The organism is Roseateles aquatilis (assembly GCF_002205645.1).
GTDB classification, from domain to species: domain Bacteria; phylum Pseudomonadota; class Gammaproteobacteria; order Burkholderiales; family Burkholderiaceae_C; genus Roseateles; species Roseateles aquatilis.
This window is the reverse complement of record NZ_NIOF01000005.1, coordinates 299,597-318,136: the sequence shown is the minus strand read 5'-3', so window position 1 is coordinate 318,136 and position 18,540 is coordinate 299,597. Positions and strand designations below refer to the sequence as shown.

At 70.0% G+C, this 18,540-nt stretch carries 16 protein-coding genes; 14 read left to right on the top strand and 2 right to left on the bottom strand.

Going from position 1 to position 18,540, the window contains the following annotated elements; translation table 11 throughout:
• The first annotated feature begins 59 nt into the window (after nucleotides 1-59).
• The 11 genes from def to CDN99_RS14005 all read left to right on the top strand — a co-directional run bounded on the left by def (nucleotide 60) and on the right by CDN99_RS14005 (nucleotide 12,121).
• Nucleotides 60-575 carry a peptide deformylase gene (gene def / locus CDN99_RS14055; protein WP_088385484.1) on the top strand — a complete coding sequence of 172 codons (516 nt, stop codon included), beginning with the start codon at nucleotides 60-62 and terminating at the stop codon, nucleotides 573-575.
• Nucleotides 576-589: 14 nt separating this feature from the next.
• Nucleotides 590-1,546 carry a methionyl-tRNA formyltransferase gene (fmt, locus tag CDN99_RS14050; protein WP_088385561.1) on the top strand — a complete coding sequence of 319 codons (957 nt, stop codon included), beginning with the start codon at nucleotides 590-592 and terminating at the stop codon, nucleotides 1,544-1,546.
• A 144-nt stretch (nucleotides 1,547-1,690) separates the two neighbouring features.
• Entirely contained in the window at nucleotides 1,691-2,539 is an 849-nt protein-coding gene (htpX, locus tag CDN99_RS14045) for a zinc metalloprotease HtpX (RefSeq protein ID WP_088385483.1), read from the top strand.
• Between the two features lie 132 nt (nucleotides 2,540-2,671).
• Complete coding sequence (locus CDN99_RS14040; RefSeq protein ID WP_375134442.1) at nucleotides 2,672-3,091, top strand: hypothetical protein; 420 nt, start codon at nucleotides 2,672-2,674, stop codon at nucleotides 3,089-3,091.
• Between the two features lie 183 nt (nucleotides 3,092-3,274).
• On the top strand, nucleotides 3,275-4,060 hold the full coding sequence (locus CDN99_RS14035; protein ID WP_158218847.1) for a head GIN domain-containing protein: 786 nt from the start codon (nucleotides 3,275-3,277) through the stop codon (nucleotides 4,058-4,060).
• A gap of 145 nt (nucleotides 4,061-4,205) precedes the next feature.
• Nucleotides 4,206-4,952: an AzlC family ABC transporter permease gene (locus tag CDN99_RS14030; protein ID WP_088385481.1), complete on the top strand. Its 747-nt coding sequence runs from the start codon at nucleotides 4,206-4,208 to the stop codon at nucleotides 4,950-4,952.
• Entirely contained in the window at nucleotides 4,949-5,278 is a 330-nt protein-coding gene (locus CDN99_RS14025) for a branched-chain amino acid transport AzlD family protein (protein ID WP_088385480.1), read from the top strand. Before CDN99_RS14030 ends, CDN99_RS14025 begins: the two co-directional genes overlap by 4 nt.
• Before the next feature lie 158 nt (nucleotides 5,279-5,436).
• Entirely contained in the window at nucleotides 5,437-6,630 is a 1,194-nt protein-coding gene (locus tag CDN99_RS14020; protein WP_088385479.1) for a phosphoglycerate kinase, read from the top strand.
• Between the two features lie 396 nt (nucleotides 6,631-7,026).
• Entirely contained in the window at nucleotides 7,027-9,345 is a 2,319-nt protein-coding gene (locus CDN99_RS14015; RefSeq protein ID WP_088385478.1) for an NADP-dependent malic enzyme, read from the top strand.
• Nucleotides 9,346-9,752: 407 nt separating this feature from the next.
• Nucleotides 9,753-11,183, top strand: a complete 1,431-nt coding sequence (gene pyk / locus CDN99_RS14010) for a pyruvate kinase (RefSeq protein WP_088385477.1) — start codon at nucleotides 9,753-9,755, stop codon at nucleotides 11,181-11,183.
• 110 nt (nucleotides 11,184-11,293) lie between these two features.
• Entirely contained in the window at nucleotides 11,294-12,121 is an 828-nt protein-coding gene (locus CDN99_RS14005; RefSeq protein WP_158218846.1) for a substrate-binding periplasmic protein, read from the top strand.
• 19 nt (nucleotides 12,122-12,140) lie between these two features.
• On the opposite strand, the gene CDN99_RS14000 is transcribed toward CDN99_RS14005, so the two are convergent.
• On the bottom strand, nucleotides 12,141-13,160 hold the full coding sequence (locus CDN99_RS14000; protein WP_158218845.1) for an STAS-like domain-containing protein: 1,020 nt from the start codon (nucleotides 13,158-13,160) through the stop codon (nucleotides 12,141-12,143).
• A gap of 406 nt (nucleotides 13,161-13,566) precedes the next feature.
• Between CDN99_RS14000 and fba the strand changes: the two genes are divergently transcribed.
• Nucleotides 13,567-14,631 (top strand): class II fructose-bisphosphate aldolase, encoded by a 1,065-nt coding sequence (fba, locus tag CDN99_RS13995; RefSeq protein ID WP_088385474.1) that lies wholly within the window; start codon nucleotides 13,567-13,569, stop codon nucleotides 14,629-14,631.
• A 92-nt stretch (nucleotides 14,632-14,723) separates the two neighbouring features.
• Here fba and CDN99_RS13990 read toward each other — a convergent pair whose 3' ends face one another.
• Complete coding sequence (locus CDN99_RS13990) at nucleotides 14,724-16,268, bottom strand: alkaline phosphatase D family protein (RefSeq protein WP_088385473.1); 1,545 nt, start codon at nucleotides 16,266-16,268, stop codon at nucleotides 14,724-14,726.
• A 181-nt stretch (nucleotides 16,269-16,449) separates the two neighbouring features.
• Here CDN99_RS13990 and CDN99_RS13985 point away from each other — a divergent pair, with 181 nt between their 5' ends.
• Nucleotides 16,450-17,346: a phosphoribosylaminoimidazolesuccinocarboxamide synthase gene (locus CDN99_RS13985; RefSeq protein ID WP_088385472.1), complete on the top strand. Its 897-nt coding sequence runs from the start codon at nucleotides 16,450-16,452 to the stop codon at nucleotides 17,344-17,346.
• 7 nt (nucleotides 17,347-17,353) lie between these two features.
• Nucleotides 17,354-18,490, top strand: a complete 1,137-nt coding sequence (locus CDN99_RS13980; RefSeq protein ID WP_088385471.1) for a tetratricopeptide repeat protein — start codon at nucleotides 17,354-17,356, stop codon at nucleotides 18,488-18,490.
• Nucleotides 18,491-18,540 lie beyond the last annotated feature (50 nt).

Below are 18,540 nucleotides of genomic sequence, written 5' to 3'. Positions count from 1 at the left end.
CACTTGCAAGCCCTTACAAACAGGCGTTGTGTGCTTTCCACAGCGCTCGCGTCCTCACCATGGCGAAACTGACCATTCTTCGATACCCCGATCCGCGCCTGCATACCGTCGCCAAACCGGTGGCCGCGGTGGACGACCGCATCCGCGCGCTTGCCGCTGACATGCTCGAGACCATGTACGACGCCGACGGCGTCGGTCTCGCCGCTACGCAGATCGACGTGCACGAGCGAGTGCTGGTGATGGACGTGTCGGAAGAGCGCGACCAGCCGCTGGTGCTGATCAATCCGGAACTGGTCGCGGCCAGCGAGGAAATGATGGAAGGCGAGGAGGGCTGCCTCTCCGTGCCGACGATCTACGACAAGGTCATGCGTCACAAGCAGGTGACGGTGCAGGCGCTGGACCGCGACGGCCACACCTTCCAGTTCGACGCCGAGGGTTTGCTGGCCGTGTGCGTGCAGCACGAGATGGACCATCTCAAGGGCAAGGTGTTCGTCGAGTACCTCAGCCCGCTCAAGCGCGAGCGCATCAAGACCAAGCTGGTGAAGAAGGCCCGCGACGAGGCGAAGGACCGTTGATGGCGGGCAGCGGGTTGCGCGTCGCCTTCGCCGGCACGCCCGAGTTCGCGGCGATCGCGCTGCGGGCGTTGCTGGACGCCGGCTTCGAGGTGCCGCTGGTGCTGAGCCAGCCGGACCGGCCCGCGGGTCGCGGCATGAAGCTGCAGGCCTCGCCGGTGAAGCAACTGGCGGTGGAGCGCGGCATCGCCGTCGCGCAGCCGCGCAGCCTGCGGCTGGACGGCAAGTTTCCCGATGAAGCCGCGATCGGCCGCCAGGCGCTGCTGGACGCGCGTCCGGACGTGCTGGTCGTCGCCGCCTACGGGCTGATCCTGCCGGCCTGGGTGCTGACCCTGCCGCGCCTGGGCTGCCTGAACATCCACGGCTCGATCCTGCCGCGCTGGCGCGGCGCCGCGCCCATCCACCGCGCGATCGAGGCCGGCGATGTCGAGACCGGCATCACCATCATGCAGATGGACGAGGGCCTGGACACCGGCGACATGCTGCTGATCGAGCGTCTGCCGATCACGCCCGTGGACACTTCGGCCACGCTGCACGACCGCCTCGCCGTGCTGGGCGGCCGGATGATCGTCCAGGCGCTGGACATCGCCGCGCGCGGTGCGCTGGATCCGGTCCGGCAGCCGGAGGAGGGCGTCACCTACGCCCACAAGATCGAGAAGGCCGAGGGCCAGATCCGCTGGACCGACGAGGCCGTCCGGATCGCGCGACGGCTGCGGGCCTTCGACCCGTTTCCGGGTGGCGTCGCGCAACTGGACGGCGAGCCGCTGAAGGTGTGGCGCGCCGAGGTCGTCGATGCCGACGGCACGCCGGGCGAGCCGGGGCGCGTGCTGGCGGTGGCGCCAGAAGGCCCGGTGGTGGCGTGCGGCCGAGGCTCGGTGCGCCTGACCGAGCTGCAGCGCGCCGGCGGCAAGCGCCTGCCGGCGGCGGCCTTTCTTCAGGCGCGGCCCTTGCTGGTGGGCGAATCGCTGGCGTGACGCCGGGCGCCCGCGCGTCGCTTCAGCCTGTCCCGAACTGCGGGTCGACCAGCTTGAAGCTGCTGGTTCCGCCGCCATCTCATGGAGTCGGGACGGTGTACCGTCCCGACTTGTTCCGTTGATTCATTCCCGAGGAGGTAGCCCATGTTCAACCTGATGAAGACCGCCATCCTGATGGCCGCCATCACCGCGCTGTTCATGGCGATCGGCTCGATGCTGGGCGGGCAGACCGGCATGCTGATCGCGCTGGTCGTCGCGCTGGGCATGAACTTCTTCAGCTACTGGTTCTCCGACAAGCTGGTGCTGAAGATGTACAACGCCCAGGAGGTCGACGAACGCAGCGCGCCGCAGTTCTACCGCATGGTCAAGGAACTGGCCGAGCGCGCCCAGCTGCCGATGCCGCGCGTCTACCTGATCCAGGAGGACGCGCCCAACGCCTTCGCCACCGGCCGCAATCCCGAGCATGCCGCCGTCGCCGCGACGACGGGCATCATCCGCGTCCTGTCGGAGCGGGAGCTGCGCGGCGTGATGGCCCACGAGCTGGCGCACGTGAAGCACCGCGACATCCTGATCTCGACGGTCAGCGCGACGATGGCCGGCGCGATCTCGATGCTGGCCAACTTCGCCATGTTCTTCAGCCCGCGCGACAGCGAGGGCCGCCCGGCCAACCCGATCGTCGGTCTGCTGGTGGCGATCCTGGCGCCGATCGCGGCGTCGCTGATCCAGATGGCGATCAGCCGCGCGCGTGAGTTCGAGGCCGACCGCGGCGGCGCGGAGATCTCCGGTGACCCGCACGCGCTGGCCTCGGCGCTGGACAAGATCCATCGTTATGCGCAGGGCATTCCGCTGGAGACGACCGAGCGCCATCCGGAGACCGCGCAGATGATGATCATGAACCCGCTCTCCGGTGGTGGCCTGCGCGGGCTGTTCAGCACCCACCCGCCGACCGAGGAGCGCATCGCCCGCCTGCAGGCGATGGCCGGACCGCGCTGAGCGGACAGACCCGGCGAGGCCAAACGGAAAAACACCGCCTTCCGGCGGTGTTTTTGCCTGGAATGGGCGGTCGCGGGCCGACGCACAATGGCGCGGCTCAAGCACCGCCCGTCGATGGCCGATAAGGACAGCATGAAGGCACCCCTCCGTTCCCTGACCGCCGCTCGCCCCGCGCTGATGGCGGCGCTGCTCGGCTGCGCGGCGCTGCTGGCCGGCTGCGACCAGTTGGGCATCGAGGACCCGGCCAAGGTCGCCGCCGCCAAGGAGGCCGACGGCAAGGCCATCGGCGGCGCCTGCCGCAACGCGCTGCGGGCCATCGAGGACTGCTACGCCCTCAACCCCAAGGCCCAGAAGGCCGCGGTCTACGAGGGCTGGCGCGAGATGGACGAGTACATGCGCGAGAACAAGCTCGAGGGCACCCGTCCCCAGGTGGCCAACCCGGCCGCCGCCAAGGCGGGCGGCTCGGCATCCGACGGCGAGGACGAAGCGCCCGATCCGCGCTCCGCCAAGGGCAAGGTGGGCGACAAGGCGGCCGACAAGGCCGGCCACTGATCCGGGCGCGCCGCGAGGTCCGTCGCCCGGCATGCCGCTGAACGTGACGGCGTTGCGACGCCGCCTCGGAAAATCAGGCGACCGAGCAGTTGATTCCCCGAATGTTGCAGTTCGTCATCCGCCAATAGCCTGGACCGGCCACTCCGACCGATGATGGGATCATCAAGAGTCAGGAGATCCCACATGACCACTACTTTTTCCCGGTCCATCGCCTCGTCCGCTGGCCGCCGCCTCTTCGCCGCCACGTTGCTGAGCCTGGCCGCCGTGGGCAGCGCGCAGGCCTGGACCCTGAGCTTCGGCGGCTCGCAGCGTGTCGAGGGCAACGGCGACGTGTCGTCCGAGAGCCGCGATGTCGGCGCCTTCGAGGCCGTGTCGCTGTCGGGAGACTTCAAGGTGCTGGTGCGCCAGGGATCGAGCGAGAAGGTCGAGGTCCGGACCGACCGCAACCTGTTGAGCTACCTGGAGACCCGCGTCGTCGACGGCAGCAAGGGCCGCACGCTGGAGATCGCGGCCAAGCGCGGCTACAGCCTCGATGCCCGGGGCACCCCGACGATCACGCTGGACATGCGCCAACTGCGCGGCGTGTCGATCGCGGGCTCGGGCGACGTGCGCGTCGAGCCGATGAAGACGGGCAACTTCGACGGCAGCATCGCCGGCAGCGGCGACCTGCGCATCCAGGGCCTGGAGGCCGACCAGGTGACGCTGCGCGTCGCCGGCAGCGGCGACATGGTGCTCAACGGCAAGGCCAATTTCCTCAGCGTCACCGTGGCCGGCAGCGGCGATGTGAAGACGCGTGAACTGACGGTCGACGAGGCCAAGGTGAGCATCTCCGGCAGCGGCGACGTGACGGTGCAGGCGGTGCGCAAGCTCAATGTCCGCATCGCCGGCTCGGGCGACGTCGGTTATGTCGGCAGCCCGGAGATCAGCATGTCCAACGCCGGCTCCGGCTCGGTGCGCAAGCTGAAGTAAGTCGAGGCCGCCGCGGCGCCTGGCGGGATCCGCCGTCGCGCCGCGTGCCGCGCGGGGCGCCGCCAGGGCGCTTTGTGGACGCCGCCCGCCGCGGTCGCGGGCGAGGGGCGATCCGTTTCAGGAGCCGCGTAAGACAATCGCGCCCATGGCGGAAGGACTCGCGGCGCTGGTGCGCCACACGGAATTCAAGCGCGGCGCGCGTGAGATGCTCGGCATCACCCTGGGCATCTCGGCCTGGGGACTGGTGACCGGCGTGGCCATGGTCAAGAGCGGGCTCGGCGTCGGGCTATCGCTATTGATGAGCCTGGTGGTCTTCGCGGGCAGCTCGCAACTGGCGTCGCTGCCGTTGCTGGCGAGCGGCGCGCCGCTGTGGGTGCTGTGGGCGACGGCCTTCTGCGTCAACCTGCGCTTCGTCATCTTCAGCGCGCAGTGGCGCCTGTACTTCGAGCCGCTGCCGCGCGCGCAGCGGCTGCTGATCGGCTACTTCGCGGCCGACCTCAACTACGTCGCCTTCCTCAAGCGCTTCCCCGACATGAAGCCCGACCCGGCCAACCAGGTGCCGTACTTCTGGGGCGGGGTGGCGACCAACTGGTTCGCGTGGCAGGTCCCCGCGATCGCCGGCATCCTGCTGGCCGACCGCGTCCCGACGAACTGGGGCCTCGGATTCGCCGGCGTGCTGGCGCTGCTGGGGTTGAGCTACTCGCTGCTCAGGGACCGCAACACCTGGGTCTCCGGCGCGGTCGCGGGCTGCGCCGCGGTGGCCGCCTACGCGCTGCCGCTGCGGCTCAACATCCTGGTGGCCATCGCCGCGGCGGTGGCCATCGGCCTGTTGATGGAGCGCTGGCTGCCGCCGTCCTCCGCCACGTCCGGCACGGGCGGGAGGTCCGCATGAGCACGTGGGAGGCGATCCTGGGCATCGTCGGCATGGGCCTGATCACGCTCATCACGCGCAGCTTCTTCATGATCCCGAAGCACGAGATCCGTCTGCCGGACTGGATGCGCGACGGCCTGCGCTACGCGCCGCTGGCCGCGCTGGCGGCGGTGATCGTCCCGGAGATCGTCATGACCCAGGGCGAGCTGATCCACACGTGGAAGGACGCGCGCCTGTACGCCACCGCGGTGGCGACGGCCTACTTCTTCTGGCGGCGCGGCATCCTCGGCACCATCGTCAGCGGCACGGCGGTGATGCTGGCGCTGCGGATCGGGCTGGGCTGGTAGCGGCCGCCGGGATGGCGAGCGTGACCGGTTTCGGTCGCGTTCCGTAACCCGTCCGGACCATTCGGCGCGGGACCGGCTGGTAAGCTGCGGCCCGATTCGCCGGGCGGCGCGCTTGCCCGAGCCGGCTTCCCGTCTTTCAACTACGCCCTCGCACTCCCATGAACGTCCTGCGTTTCGCCGATCTGATCGCCGCCGGCAAGGTGGCCAACCAGCGCGTGTTCATCCGCGCTGACCTGAACGTGCCGCTGAACGATGCCGGCCAGATCACCGAGGACACGCGCGTGCGCGCCTCCATTCCCGCCATCGAGATGGCCCTGAAGGCCGGCGCCGCGGTGATGGTCACGTCCCACCTGGGCCGCCCCACCGAGGGCGAGTTCAAGCCCGAGGATTCGCTGGCGCCGGTCGCCAAGCGCATGGGCGAGCTGCTCGGCCGCGATGTGCCGCTGCTGGCCGACTGGGTCGACGGCGTCGACGTGAAGCCCGGCCAGCTCGTGTTGCTGGAGAACTGCCGCGTCAACAAGGGCGAGAAGAAGAACAGCGAGGAGCTGTCGCGCAAGATGGCCGCGCTGTGCGACATCTTCGTCCACGACGCCTTCGGCACCGCGCACCGCGCCGAGGCCTCGACCTACGGCATCGCGCAGTTCGCCAGGATCGCCTGCGCCGGCCCGCTGCTGGCGGCCGAGATCGACGCCATCACCAAGGCGCTGGCCAATCCCAAGCGTCCGCTGGTGGCGATCGTGGCCGGCTCCAAGGTGTCGACCAAGCTGACCATCCTGCAATCGCTGTCCGGCAACGTCGACGGCCTGATCGTCGGCGGCGGCATCGCCAACACCTTCATGCTGGCCGCCGGCCTGAACATCGGCAAGTCGCTGGCCGAGCCCGCCCTGATCGACGACGCCAAGGCCGTCATCGCGTCGATGCAGGCGCGTGGCGCCGCGGTGCCCATCCCCGTCGACGTGGTGACCGCCAAGACCTTCGCCGCCGACGCGCCCGCGACGGTGAAGGCCGCGACCGACGTGGCCGATGACGACCTGATCCTGGACATCGGCCCGAAGACCGCCGCGCTGCTCGCCGAGCAACTGAAGGCCGCGGGCACGATCGTGTGGAACGGCCCGGTCGGCGTGTTCGAGTTCGACGCCTTCGCCCACGGCACCGAGACCATCGCCCGCGCCATCGCCGCGTCGGACGCGTTCTCCATCGCCGGTGGCGGCGACACGCTGGCGGCGATCGCCAAGTACGGCATCGAGCAGGACGTCGGCTATATCTCCACCGGTGGCGGCGCCTTCCTGGAAGTGCTGGAAGGCAAGACCCTGCCGGCCTTCGAGATCCTGTCCAGGCGCGCGCAGGGCTGACAACGACGCCCCGCGTTCGGCGGTTTCGCCCGCGCCGCGCGTGAGCGCTCAAACGACAACGCGCCCTCCGGGGCGCGTTTCCGCTTCAGCGGGCACGGTTCTCGCACGCCGCCGACCAGACGCCGCGAGGCGCGCGGGCCGTCCCTTTCGCGGCAGATCGCTTGAGAACACGTCACGTTGCGGGCACCGCCCGAGGCGGGCTCGATGGGGCGTCATGCCGTGCATGGCTGATTGCCATCTTTGCATGGCAGTTAAAACTGAATTCATTCTGGGGCCGGAGCGGGAGGATTAAGCTTTGCGCCCCCCGTGACTCCGTCATCGCGGCCTCGTCGAGCCTCTCGACGCCCGCGTCCGTCGTGGTCCCCGGGGCCCATTTCCACCGCGACGGAGACATGCATGACTGACAAGAACGACGCCCTCGGCCTGAGCCCCGCCGAGGCCGCGCTGCGCGAAGCGGCGCTGGAGTACCACCGCAGCCCGACACGCGGCAAGATCGCCGTCACCCCCACCAAACCCCTGGCCAACCAGCGCGACCTGTCGCTGGCGTATTCACCGGGTGTCGCCTATCCGTGCCTGGACATCGAGAAGGACCCGGCCCTGGCGGCCGAGTACACCTCGCGCGGCAATCTCGTCGGCGTCATCACCAACGGCACCGCGGTGCTGGGCCTGGGCGACATCGGCCCGCTGGCCGCCAAGCCGGTGATGGAAGGCAAGGGCTGCCTGTTCAAGAAATTCGCCGGCATCGACGTCTTCGACATCGAGCTCGCGGAGCGCGATCCCGACAAGCTGGTCGAGATCATCGCGGCGATGGAGCCGACGCTGGGCGGCGTCAACCTCGAGGACATCAAGGCGCCCGAGTGCTTCTACATCGAGAAGCAGCTCAGCGCCCGCATGAACATCCCCGTCTTCCACGACGACCAGCACGGCACCGCCATCATCTCCAGCGCCGCGCTGCTGAACGGCCTGGAGCTGGTCGGCAAGGACATCGGCGCGGTGAAGGTCGCCGTGTCGGGCGCGGGGGCTGCGGCGATCGCGTGCCTGGACGTGATGGTGGGCCTGGGCGTGAAGCGCGAGAACATCTTCGCGGTCGACTCCAAGGGCGTCATCCACAGCCAGCGCGCCGACGCCGACAGGCTGGACGAGTCCAAGCGCCGCTATTGCCAGGTCACCTCGGCCCGCACGCTGGCCGACGTGGTCAAGGACGCGGACGTGTTCCTGGGCTGCTCGGCCGCCGGCGTGCTGACCGCGGAGATGGTCAAGACCATGGCGCGTCAGCCCATCATCCTGGCGCTGGCCAATCCGGAGCCGGAGATCCGCCCCGAGCTGGCCAAGGAAGCCCGCCCCGATTGCATCGTGGCGACCGGCCGCTCGGACTACGCGAACCAGGTCAACAACGTCCTGTGCTTCCCGTACATCTTCCGCGGCGCGCTGGACTGCGGCGCGACCAAGATCACCGAGGCGATGAAGCTGGCCTGCGTGCGCGAGATCGCCGAGCTGGCCAAGGCCGAGACGCCCCCCGAGGTGGCCGCCGCCTATCCCGGCCAGGACCTGGCCTTCGGCCCCGAGTACCTCATCCCGAAGCCGTTCGACGCCCGCCTGATCCTGCGCATCGCGCCGGCGGTGGCGAAGGCCGCCGAGGACTCCGGCGTGGCGACGCGCCCGATCGCCGACATGGCCGCGTACCGCGAGCACCTCTCTCGCTTCGTCTACCAGACCGGCATGTTCATGCGCCCCGTCTTCGCCGTGGCGAAGGCGAACCCGGCGCGCGTCATCTACGCCGAGGGCGAGGATGAACGCGTGCTGCGCGCCGTGCAGGTGGCGCTCGACGAAGGCCTGGCCAGGCCGACGCTGATCGGTCGCCCCGAGGTGATCGCGATGCGTCTGCAACGCGCCGGCCTGCGCCTGAAGCTCGGCGAGGACGTGGCCGTCATCGACCCCGAGAACGACCACCGCTTCCGCCAGTACTGGGAGGCCTATCACCACGCGATGGGCCGCCGCGGCTTCACGCCGGAGATGGCCAAGGCCGCGGTGCGCCGCTCCAACACGACCATCGGCGCGCTCGCCATCCAGCTGGGCGATGCCGACGCGATGATCTGCGGCATGGTGGGCCGCTTCGACTCGCACCTGGAGCACGTCAACGACCTGATCGGCCTGAAGCACGGCGTGTCCAACTTCGCGACGATGAACGCGCTGATGCTGGAGCAGCGCACGCTGTTCATCGCCGACACCTTCGTCAACGAGGACCCGACCGCCGAGCAGCTCGCCGACATCGCCGCGCAGGCGGCGGAGGAACTGCAGCGCTTCGGCCTGCCGCCGAAACTGGCCTTCCTGTCGCACTCGATGTTCGGCAGCAGCAAGCGGCCGTCCGCGGTCAAAATGCGCCAGGCCCGCGACCTTTTCGCCGCCCGTCATCCCGACATCGAATGCGATGGCGAGATGCACGGCGACGCCGCGTTGTCCGAGGACGTGCGCAGCACCTTCCTGCCGGACTCCACGCTGAAGGGCTCGGCGAACCTGCTGGTGCTGCCGACGCTGGACGCCGCGAACATCCTGTTCAACGTCCTGAAGGTCGTCAGCGGCCAAGGCGTCACGGTGGGGCCGATCCTGCTCGGCGCCAAGCGCCCGGTGCACATCCTGACCCCGTCCGCGACGGTGCGTCGCATCGTCAACATGACCGCGCTGGCCGTGGCGGACGTGCAGGCGGAGAAGGCCTGATCACGAAGGGGGCGGAGGGAGATGACGCTCCCTTGTCGCCCCGCGCTCCCTCGCATGCCGCCGCACCGCAGACAGCCCTGGATCGTCCGACGCCTCAACTGCGTCGCGGTGGCATGGCCGCCCCCGGCGAGGAGGCTGAAGCGAGGGCCCGCGGAGCGGGCTTCAAGAACTGACTGGGCGCCTCTGTTTGAGCCAAGCGAGCCGAAGGCGAGTGGGCGAGTTGGGCGCCCCCTCGCGAGGGCCGAGTCGCCGGGGGCGGTCATGCCGCCGGTGCTCGGTCCACCGAAGTCTGCCCCGAGGAATCCCGAGACGTTGGAAACTCAGCCGTAACCCGCCGAAACTGACCAGACCGCCCTCTACCGCCCCATAATCCCCCGCTGTAACTAAATTTCAGACAGAGACAAGACATGTCCCGTGCCACCAAGATCGTTGCCACCCTCGGTCCCGCGTCCTCGTCCCCCGAGGTGCTGGAGCGGATGATCCAGGCCGGCGTCGACGTGGTGCGTTTGAATTTCTCGCACGGCAAGGCGCAGGATCACATCGACCGGGCCCGTCTGGTGCGGGAGGTGGCTGATCGCGCCGGTCGTCAGGTCGCGATCATGGCGGACCTGCAGGGTCCGAAGATCCGCGTCGGCAAGTTCGAGAACGGCAAGATCGAATTGGTGAACGGCACGCCCTTCATCCTCGACGCCGCGCGCACCGAGCCTGGCAACGAGCTGGTCGTGGGCCTGGACTACAAGGAACTGCCGCGCGACGTGAAGCCCGGCGACACGCTGCTGCTCAACGACGGCCTGCTGGTGCTGACGGTCGAGGCCGTGCGCGGCTCGCAGGTCCATACGATCGTGAAGCAGGGCGGCGAGCTGTCCAACAACAAGGGCATCAACAAGCAGGGTGGCGGCCTGACTGCTCCGGCGCTGACCGCCAAGGACATGGAGGACATCAAGACCGCGATGTCCTTCCAGTGCGAGTACCTCGCGGTGAGCTTCCCCAAGAACGCCACCGACATGGAGATGGCCCGCCAGCTGGCCAACGTCGCCGGCGAGCCCTATCGCCACAAGCCCGGCATGATCGCCAAGATCGAGCGCTACGAGGCCATCCCCCACCTGGAGTCCATCCTCAAGGCCTCCGACGGCATCATGGTCGCCCGTGGCGACCTGGCCGTGGAAGTGGGCAACGCCGCCGTGCCGGCGCTGCAGAAACGCATGATCCGCCTGGCGCGCGAGCTGGACAAGCTCAGCATCACCGCCACGCAGATGATGGAGTCGATGATCACCAACCCGGTGCCGACCCGCGCCGAGGTCTCCGACGTCGCCAACGCCGTGCTGGACGGCACCGACGCCGTCATGCTCAGCGCCGAGACCGCCGCCGGCCGCTTCCCGGTCGAGACCATCCAGCAGATGTCCGCCATCGCGCTGGAGGCGGAGAACGCCGAGTTCGTCACCCTGGACACCGACTTCGCCAACCGCCAGTTCGGCCGCATCGACCAGTCGATCGCGATGGGCGCGCTCTTCACCGCGCACCACCTGGGCTGCAAGGCGATCGTGGCGCTGACGGAGTCCGGCTCCACCGCGCTGTGGATGAGCCGCCACCGCATCCACGTGCCGATCTTCGCGCTCACCTCGCAGGTGCTGACGCATCGCAAGATGGCGCTGTATCGCAACGTCACGCCGCTGCTGATGGACAACTTCGACGACCGCGACCTGGCGCTCAAGGCGGCCGAGGACTTGCTGGTCGAGCGCGGCGTCCTGATGCCGGGTGACACCTATGCGATCACCTGCGGCGAGCCCATGGGCTATCCTGGCGGGACCAACATGCTGAAGGTCTGCCGCGTCGCCTGACGACCGCCAAGCGCGTCGCGGCGGCCCGAGTCCTCGACCTCGCCGCCGCCATGCTCCAGGCCCCCGAGTCGCCAGAGACGCAGTCCCGATCCGGCCTTCCGCGCCGTTGCATGCTGCTCGGCGCGTTCGGCTCGTTGAGCGCCGCGGTCGCGCCTGACGCGCGGGCCGTGGCCGCCTCGCCGGCTTCCGCCACCCGACCCGCCTCCTCGGCCGGCGTGGCGCAGCGACCTGCCCACGTAGCCGGGGCCGCGCCTGCCGCCACCCCGTTCCCGCCTGCCAGCGTCGACGAGGGACCGATCAAGCTCGGCATCAGCGACCAGACCCACAAGCCCTTCGTCCTGCCGCTGCTCAAGCTGATCGCCGACGCGGCCGGCCTGAGCTGGGAGCTGATGCCCTTGCCCTGGCCGCGCGCGCTGCTGGGCGCGGAGCTGGGTCAGCAACTGGTCTTCGGCCTGTCGCGCAGCCCCGCCCGGGACAACATCTTCGTCTACAGCCAGCCGGTCTTCGTGAGCCGCGGCTGGCTGGTCGTGCCGGCCGCGAAGCCCTTCAAATTCGACAAGCCCGCCGACCTGCGAGGGCGCACGCTCTGCGTCGCGCGAGGCGCGTCCTACGGTCGCGCGTTCGACGAGGGCCGGCGGCAGTTGTTCCGCGTCGAGACCAGCGGCAACGACCTCGAGACCCGTGCCCGCATGCTGATGATGGGCCGCTGCGACGCGATGCTGGCAACGCACCGCGGCAGCGCGGCGGCGCTGCAACGCCGGCTGCGCGCGATGCGTGACGGCGAGCGCTTGCAGGTGCTGGCGATGCCGCTGGTGGAGGAGGGCATCCTCTTCGGCGTCGCGCGCGGCAGCCCCCTGGCCGCGTTGCTGCCGCGGCTGGACGACGCCGTCCACCGCAGCCGCGCCGCCATCCAGGCCTTGGTCGACAGCGACGTCTGAGGGCTCGGGGATCGAGCGCTCAGGCGCTGCGTGCCGCCTGCACCAGCGCGGCGATGCGCGGCGTCATGTTCAGCGGCACCAGCTCCACTTGCTGGTGCGCGCGGGCGAAGACGCGGAACAACTCGTCGGCGAAGGCGTGGCCGACGTCGTCGACGCCGCTGAAGTCCACCTCCGCGCGCTTGAACTGCGGCAGCCGCGCGGCCACCCGCCGCGCCTGGGCGCGCGAGTCCAGCGTCTGCCCCGGCCCGATGACCAGGTTCAGCAGGATGCGCGTCTGGTCGAAGGCGATGCCGCTGCCGTCGACGCTCCACTGGCCCAGCACCTGCTCCAGCGTGCGCGTGCTCTCCAGCGACATCGCCATGTAGATCGAGCTGCCCTGGCGCGGCAGGCCCTTGCCCGGCTGCCAGGCGTTGCCCTCCCACGCGCGGCGCTGGAAGGCCTTGCCGTTGGCGTGGATGTCGAAGACGTCCGCCAACTGCGAGCTGAAGAACAGCCCGCGGCCGGTGTGGGCCTGCGGCTGCGTGGTCAGGCGGCCCTTGCTGAGCTCCAGCATCGCGTGCCGCGCGTCGGCGAGCTCGTAGGTGTCGCAGATCTTGTCGAAGACGCCGCAGCCGTCGTCGGACACCAGCAGCTGCGCATGCGTGGGCGTCTGGCGCAGCGACACGGTGACGCTGGTGCCGCCGCTGTGGTCGATGGCGTTGTTCACCAGCTCGGTGAAGCCATGCTGGATCATCCGCGCGACGTGCCTGGGCAGCACGAAGTGCGGCGCGAAATCGCGCTGCCAGACGATGTCCTCCATCAGCCCGTGCAGCGTGTAGCTGCGCGCCACCTGGCGCAGCAGGCCGGCGCCGTAGACGGGCCGGCGGGCGGTGCCGCCGCGGGTCAGCCACTGGGCGTCCACCAGGCGGCGCAGCGCGGCCAGCGTGGCGCGGTGGCTGGCGCCGGTGCGCTCCTCCACGTAGGCGGGCAGGTCCAGCGAGTGCTCATTGGCGGCGGCGGTGATCCACAGCGTCAGTTGGTCGATCGCAAGACGGGTCATGCAGTTCCTGGGATGTCCGGGCGGGCGGTCCGTGGGCGGCATCCCCGGGGCAGGGCACGAAGCTTGCTCCTCCAGGGCAGGCCGCCCGGACGAGAGCCTACCGGCCCCGCTCGCTCGCGCGCAACCGCAGGGACCCTCGACCGGGGGGCGCCGAGTGCACACCGTGCAAGCGCCGCGCGGTCGCCGCACGCGCGTCGCGCGACCAGGGGCCGTCGGCGACCACTCGGCAAAGGCCTTGCGGGGTGTCGGGCGACGGCTGGTATGGCACCAGTTCAGGGGGGCGCCCAGGATCGTTACAGAGCCGGTCATGGTGGCTGGCTAGAATCCCGACCAGTTACGGCGCGGTTACGGCGGAGTTTCTGTGCCGGCCGCGGCCCAGGATTTTTCACTTCCTCGGAGAACTTTCATGGCACTCGTCTCGATGCGCCAGCTGCTGGACCATGCCGCCGAACACGGCTATGGCATTCCGGCGTTCAACGTCAACAACCTCGAACAGGTGCAGGCCGTGATGGCCGCCGCCGCCGAGGTCAACGCCCCGGTGATCCTCCAGGCCAGCGCCGGCGCCCGGAAGTACGCCGGTGAGGCCTTCATCAAGCACCTGATCCAGGCCGCCGTCGAGGCCTACCCGCACATCCCGCTGGTGATGCACCAGGATCACGGCCAGACCCCGGCGATCTGCCAGGGCGCGATCGACCTGGGCTTCAGCTCGGTGATGATGGACGGCTCGCTGATGCCGGACGGCAAGACGCCGGCCTCGTTCGACTACAACATCGACGTCACGCGTCAGGTCGTGCAACTGGCCCACAAGGTCGGCGTGACCGTCGAGGGCGAGCTGGGCTGCCTGGGCTCGCTGGAGACCGGCATGGCCGGCGAGGAAGACGGCATCGGCGCCGAGGGCGTGCTGGACCACGCCTCGCTGCTGACCGATCCGGAAGAGGCCGCGCAGTTCGTCAAGGCCACGGGCCTGGACGCGCTGGCCATCGCGATCGGCACCAGCCACGGCGCCTACAAGTTCACCCGCAAGCCCACCGGCGACATCCTGGCGATCAGCCGCGTGAAGGAAATCCACGCCCGCATCCCCAATACCCACCTGGTGATGCACGGCTCGTCGAGCGTGCCGCAAGAGCTGCTGGAAATCATCCGCCAGTACGGCGGCCAGATGAAGGAGACCTACGGCGTGCCGGTCGAGGAGATCCAGGAAGCCATCAAGTACGGCGTCCGCAAGATCAACATCGACACCGACATCCGCCTGGCGATGACCGGCGCGGTGCGCAAGTTCATGGCCGAGAACCCGGAGAAGTTCGACGCCCGCGAATGGCTCAAGCCCGCCCGCGAAGCCGCCAAGCTGATCTGCAAGCAGCGCTACGTCGAGTTCAACTGCGAAGGCCAGGCCGGCAAGATCAAGGCGCGCTCGCTGGTGGACACCGCCGCCGCCTACGCCAAGGGCGAGCTGGCGCAGGTCGTGCAGTGACCTGATCACGCGCCGATGCGATGACCACGGGGCCCTCGGGCCCCGTGGTCGTTTCCGGCAGGACGCGATGCCGGGCGCGGGCGCCGACGGGTTCAGGCCTGCTGCACGCCCGGCCGGCCGGCCTCGACCGTGAAACTCGCCAGCGAGGCCACGGGGCTGTCCTCGTCCCAGGGCTTGAGCACATGGCGGATCTCGGCCTGCAGGCGTCGCTCGTCCAGCTCGAAGAGCATGTAGCCGCGCGTGTCGCTGCGCGCCAGGTGGATGTGGGGATTCAGCGGGCGCCAGGTGTCCATGTGCGACTGCGCGCGGCCCTCGCTGCTGATGGACGTGGCGCAGAACTCGCTGGCGATGATCGGCGCGCGCTCGCTCTGGAAGTCGAGCTTCAGGTCGGCGACGACGTTCGCGTGCACGTCGCCGCCCAGCACCACCGGGTTGCGCGCGCCCGCCGCCACCATGTCCTTCAGCAGCCGCTGGCGGGCTTCCGGGTAGCCGTCCCACCCATCGGTCCAGAAGCGGCCGCCCTTGGACATCGGGATGTGGGTCAGACGCGCCATCAGCGTCTGCTGGGCCAGCAGGTTCCAGCCCCGGTCGCGGTCCCAGCCCTTGGCCAGCCACGCTTCCTGCTCGGCGCCCAGCAGCGTGCGGCGGGGATCCTTCAGCGCGGCGCAATCATTGGCCATCACGGTGTTGGCGCCGCCGTGCCCTGGCAGCGGACACGCCTGCGGGTCGCGGTACTGGCGATCGTCGAGCGCGTGGATGCGGGCCAGGCGGCCCCAGTCGAAGCGTGTGTAGAGCCGCATCCGGCCGTCGTCCGGTTTCCAGGACTTGGGAAAGGGCATGTGCTCCCAGTACGCCTGCACCGCGCCGGCGCGGCGGTGGTGGAAGTCGGGGGACAGCGCGAAGTCGACGTCCCCGGCGTAGTCGTTGTCCACCTCGTGGTCGTCCCAGATGCTGATCCACGGCGCCTGCGCATGCAGCGCGCGCAGTTGCGCGTCGCCCTTGTATTGGGCGTAGCGGGCGCGGTAGTCGGCCAGCGTCATGCAGCGGCCGCCGGCGTGGCGGCGCGGGGGATGGCGGTCGGCGGGCGTGCCGTACTCGTAGATGTAATCGCCCAGGAAGATCACCACGTCGGGCTCGCGCGCGCTCAGGTCCGCCCAGGCGGCATAACGACCCTGGTCCCAGCGCTGGCAGGACGCGGTGGCGAAGCGCAGCGAGCGCACCTGCGCGTCCGGCGCCGGCGACGTGCGGGTGCGCGCGGTCGCGGTCTGCTGGCCCAGCGCGCGGAAGCGATACCAATACCAGCGATCCGGCTTCAGGCCCTGCGGCTCCGCGTGGACGCTGTGGGCCTCCGCGGCGAAGGCGATCTCGGTGCCGCGCGCGGCGATGCGCTCGAAGCGCTCGTCCTCGGCGATCTCCCATTGCAACTCGACCCGCTCCGGCAGCGCCGCGCCGGTCAGGCGCGTCCACAGCACCACCGTGTCCGGACGCGGGCATCCGGAGGCCACGCCCAGCGCGAAGCGGTCGACGGCGTCCGCCTGCGCGTGGGCATGACGCAGGAAGGCCGGCGTGCAGCCGGCCGCCAGCGCGGCCTGCAACAGCTGGCGACGGGGCAGGGAGGCGGGAGGGCGTTGGCTCATGCCGCCGACTCTAGCCCCGACGCGGCGCGCGGGGAACCCTCGCCGCGCCGGCGCCAGCGTCGTCGTCGTGCCGTGCCGTCATCGACTGCGGCGCGCGCCGGACGCGACCTGGCGGTCGAGGTTTCTACCCGTCGCCTCTAGAATCCCCGCTTTGCCTCCGGCCCCGCCCGTCCGCACGACCATGACCGCCGCCCTGCACACCTCCTCGCTGACTTCACTTCCCCTGATCGCGCGCGGCAAGGTGCGCGAGAACTACGCGGTGGGCGACGACCGCATCCTCATGATCGCGTCGGACCGCATCTCGGCCTTCGACGTGATCATGGACGAGCCGATCCCGGGCAAGGGCGCGCTGCTGACGCAGATGGCGCTGTTCTGGTTCGACAAGCTGGACGGCATCGTGCCCAACCACCTGACCGGCGACGATCCGCTGTCGGTGGTCACCGCGGCGGAGCAGGCGCAGGTGCGCGACCGCGCGATGCTGGTCAAGCGCCTGACGCCGCTGCCCATCGAGGCGGTGGTGCGCGGCTACCTGGCCGGCAGCGGCTGGTCCGAATACAAGACCAACGGCAAGGTCTGCGGCGTCGAGCTGCCGGCCGGGCTGCAGAACGCGAGCAAGCTGCCGCAGCCGATCTTCACGCCCGCCACCAAGGCCGAGATGGGCGACCACGACGAGAACATCGATTTCGAGCGCTGCGCGCAGATCATCGGCCGCGAGCTGGCCGAGCGCGTGCGGGACATCGCGATCCAGCTCTACCAGCGCGCGGCCGACTACGCGCTGACCAAGGGCATCATCATCGCGGACACCAAGTTCGAGTTCGGCCTCGATGCCGACGGCACGCTGACGCTGATGGACGAGGTGCTGACGCCGGACTCGTCGCGTTACTGGCCGGCCGAGAGCTACGCCGTGGGCGGCAACCCGCCGAGCTACGACAAGCAGTTCCTGCGCGACTGGCTGGAGCAGGCCACGGTGGACGGCCGGCCCTGGGGCAAGGTCGCGCCGCCGCCGGCGCTGCCGGCCGAGGTCATCGCCAACACGTCGGCGAAGTACCGGGAAGCGCTCGAGCGCCTGACGCGCTGAGGCCCGCATGCACGACGCCTCGCCGGAAGCCGCGCCCGCGCCCGTGATCAAGTCCCGGCTGCTGAAGCAACTGGACAAGGACATCGCCGCGGCCAAGTCGCCGATGGCGTCGGCGGGCGCGCGGGCCAAGCGCGCGATGCTGCTGGCGCGGCACGGCGCGGTGGTCGAGGCGCGCGAGGCGCTGACGGCGCTGCACCAGCTGTCGTTCCAGCATCCGCATCCGGAGATCGGCGCCTGGCTGCATCTGGCCGAGGGCCTGATGAGCTACTACAACGGCTTCGTCGTGCAGCAGGCGCAGGACCGCATCCAGCGCGCGCAGACGATCGCCGCGACGCTGCCGGCGCTGGCCGAGGTGCGTGTGCTGGCGGCGGCGTGGCTCGCGCAGCTGGCCTTCATCCGGCACGACCCGGCTGCGCTCGTCGAGCATGCCCGGCGCTGCCTGGACGAGGCCGGGCCGGACCACAACGTGGCGCAGGCGCGCGTGGCGATGGCGATGGGCGTGGGCTGGCACTATGCCGGCGACATCGAGATCGCGCAGCGCTGGTACATCCGCGCGCGCCGCCACGCGTCGATGGAGGGCGACGACGCATCGCTGTCCGCCTTGATGTTCAACATGGCCGGCATGCGTGCGTCGCAACTGCGGCGCGAGAGCCTGTCCGCCCACGCGGCGCGCGGGCCGGAGCTGCTGCTGACCGTGGACTCGGTGCGTCACTACGACGCGGCCGTCGGCGCGCAGATGATGAACGAGCTGACGCCGGTGCTGCGCGCGCAGGTGCTGACGATGCAGGGCCGCTTCGACGAGGCGCGCCAGCTCTACGAGGAACACCTGCCGCAGGCGATGTCGCTGGGGCTGGAGCGGCTGGGCAGCAGCCTGCTGTCGGACCTGGCCTGGTGCCGCGTCAACCTGGGACAGCACGAGCTCGCGCTGAGCCAGGCGCGCGAGGCGGAGATCGAGCTCGATCCCGATTGCGAGCTCGACGATCGCGCGATCACCCACAGCCGGCTGGCGCAGACCTTCCGGCTGCTCAGCGAAACGGCGGATGCCGACCGCCACCAGACGCTCGCCGACGAGGCGTGGGCGCAGTTCGGCGCGCAGCAACTGCAGTGGCGCGAACTGCTGCTCGCCAGCGACCTGCAGCCGTAGCGAAGGCCGGCCTCCCGAATCGGCGCCGCGTCAGCCGCGGCGAGCGATGC

Bases quoted from the DNA above. Each gene is read 5' to 3' on its own strand.
- def (WP_088385484.1), top strand. From the start codon at position 60: ATGGCGAAACTGACCATTCTTCGATACCCCGATCCGCGCCTGCATACC.
- htpX (WP_088385483.1), top strand. From the start codon at position 1,691: ATGTTCAACCTGATGAAGACCGCCATCCTGATGGCCGCCATCACCGCG.
- CDN99_RS14040 (WP_375134442.1), top strand. From the start codon at position 2,672: ATGAAGGCACCCCTCCGTTCCCTGACCGCCGCTCGCCCCGCGCTGATG.
- CDN99_RS14035 (WP_158218847.1), top strand. From the start codon at position 3,275: ATGACCACTACTTTTTCCCGGTCCATCGCCTCGTCCGCTGGCCGCCGC.
- CDN99_RS14030 (WP_088385481.1), top strand. From the start codon at position 4,206: ATGGCGGAAGGACTCGCGGCGCTGGTGCGCCACACGGAATTCAAGCGC.
- CDN99_RS14025 (WP_088385480.1), top strand. From the start codon at position 4,949: ATGAGCACGTGGGAGGCGATCCTGGGCATCGTCGGCATGGGCCTGATC.
- CDN99_RS14020 (WP_088385479.1), top strand. From the start codon at position 5,437: ATGAACGTCCTGCGTTTCGCCGATCTGATCGCCGCCGGCAAGGTGGCC.
- CDN99_RS14015 (WP_088385478.1), top strand. From the start codon at position 7,027: ATGACTGACAAGAACGACGCCCTCGGCCTGAGCCCCGCCGAGGCCGCG.
- pyk (WP_088385477.1), top strand. From the start codon at position 9,753: ATGTCCCGTGCCACCAAGATCGTTGCCACCCTCGGTCCCGCGTCCTCG.
- CDN99_RS14005 (WP_158218846.1), top strand. From the start codon at position 11,294: ATGCTGCTCGGCGCGTTCGGCTCGTTGAGCGCCGCGGTCGCGCCTGAC.
- CDN99_RS14000 (WP_158218845.1), bottom strand. From the start codon at position 13,160: ATGACCCGTCTTGCGATCGACCAACTGACGCTGTGGATCACCGCCGCC.
- fba (WP_088385474.1), top strand. From the start codon at position 13,567: ATGGCACTCGTCTCGATGCGCCAGCTGCTGGACCATGCCGCCGAACAC.
- CDN99_RS13990 (WP_088385473.1), bottom strand. From the start codon at position 16,268: ATGAGCCAACGCCCTCCCGCCTCCCTGCCCCGTCGCCAGCTGTTGCAG.
- CDN99_RS13985 (WP_088385472.1), top strand. From the start codon at position 16,450: ATGACCGCCGCCCTGCACACCTCCTCGCTGACTTCACTTCCCCTGATC.
- CDN99_RS13980 (WP_088385471.1), top strand. From the start codon at position 17,354: ATGCACGACGCCTCGCCGGAAGCCGCGCCCGCGCCCGTGATCAAGTCC.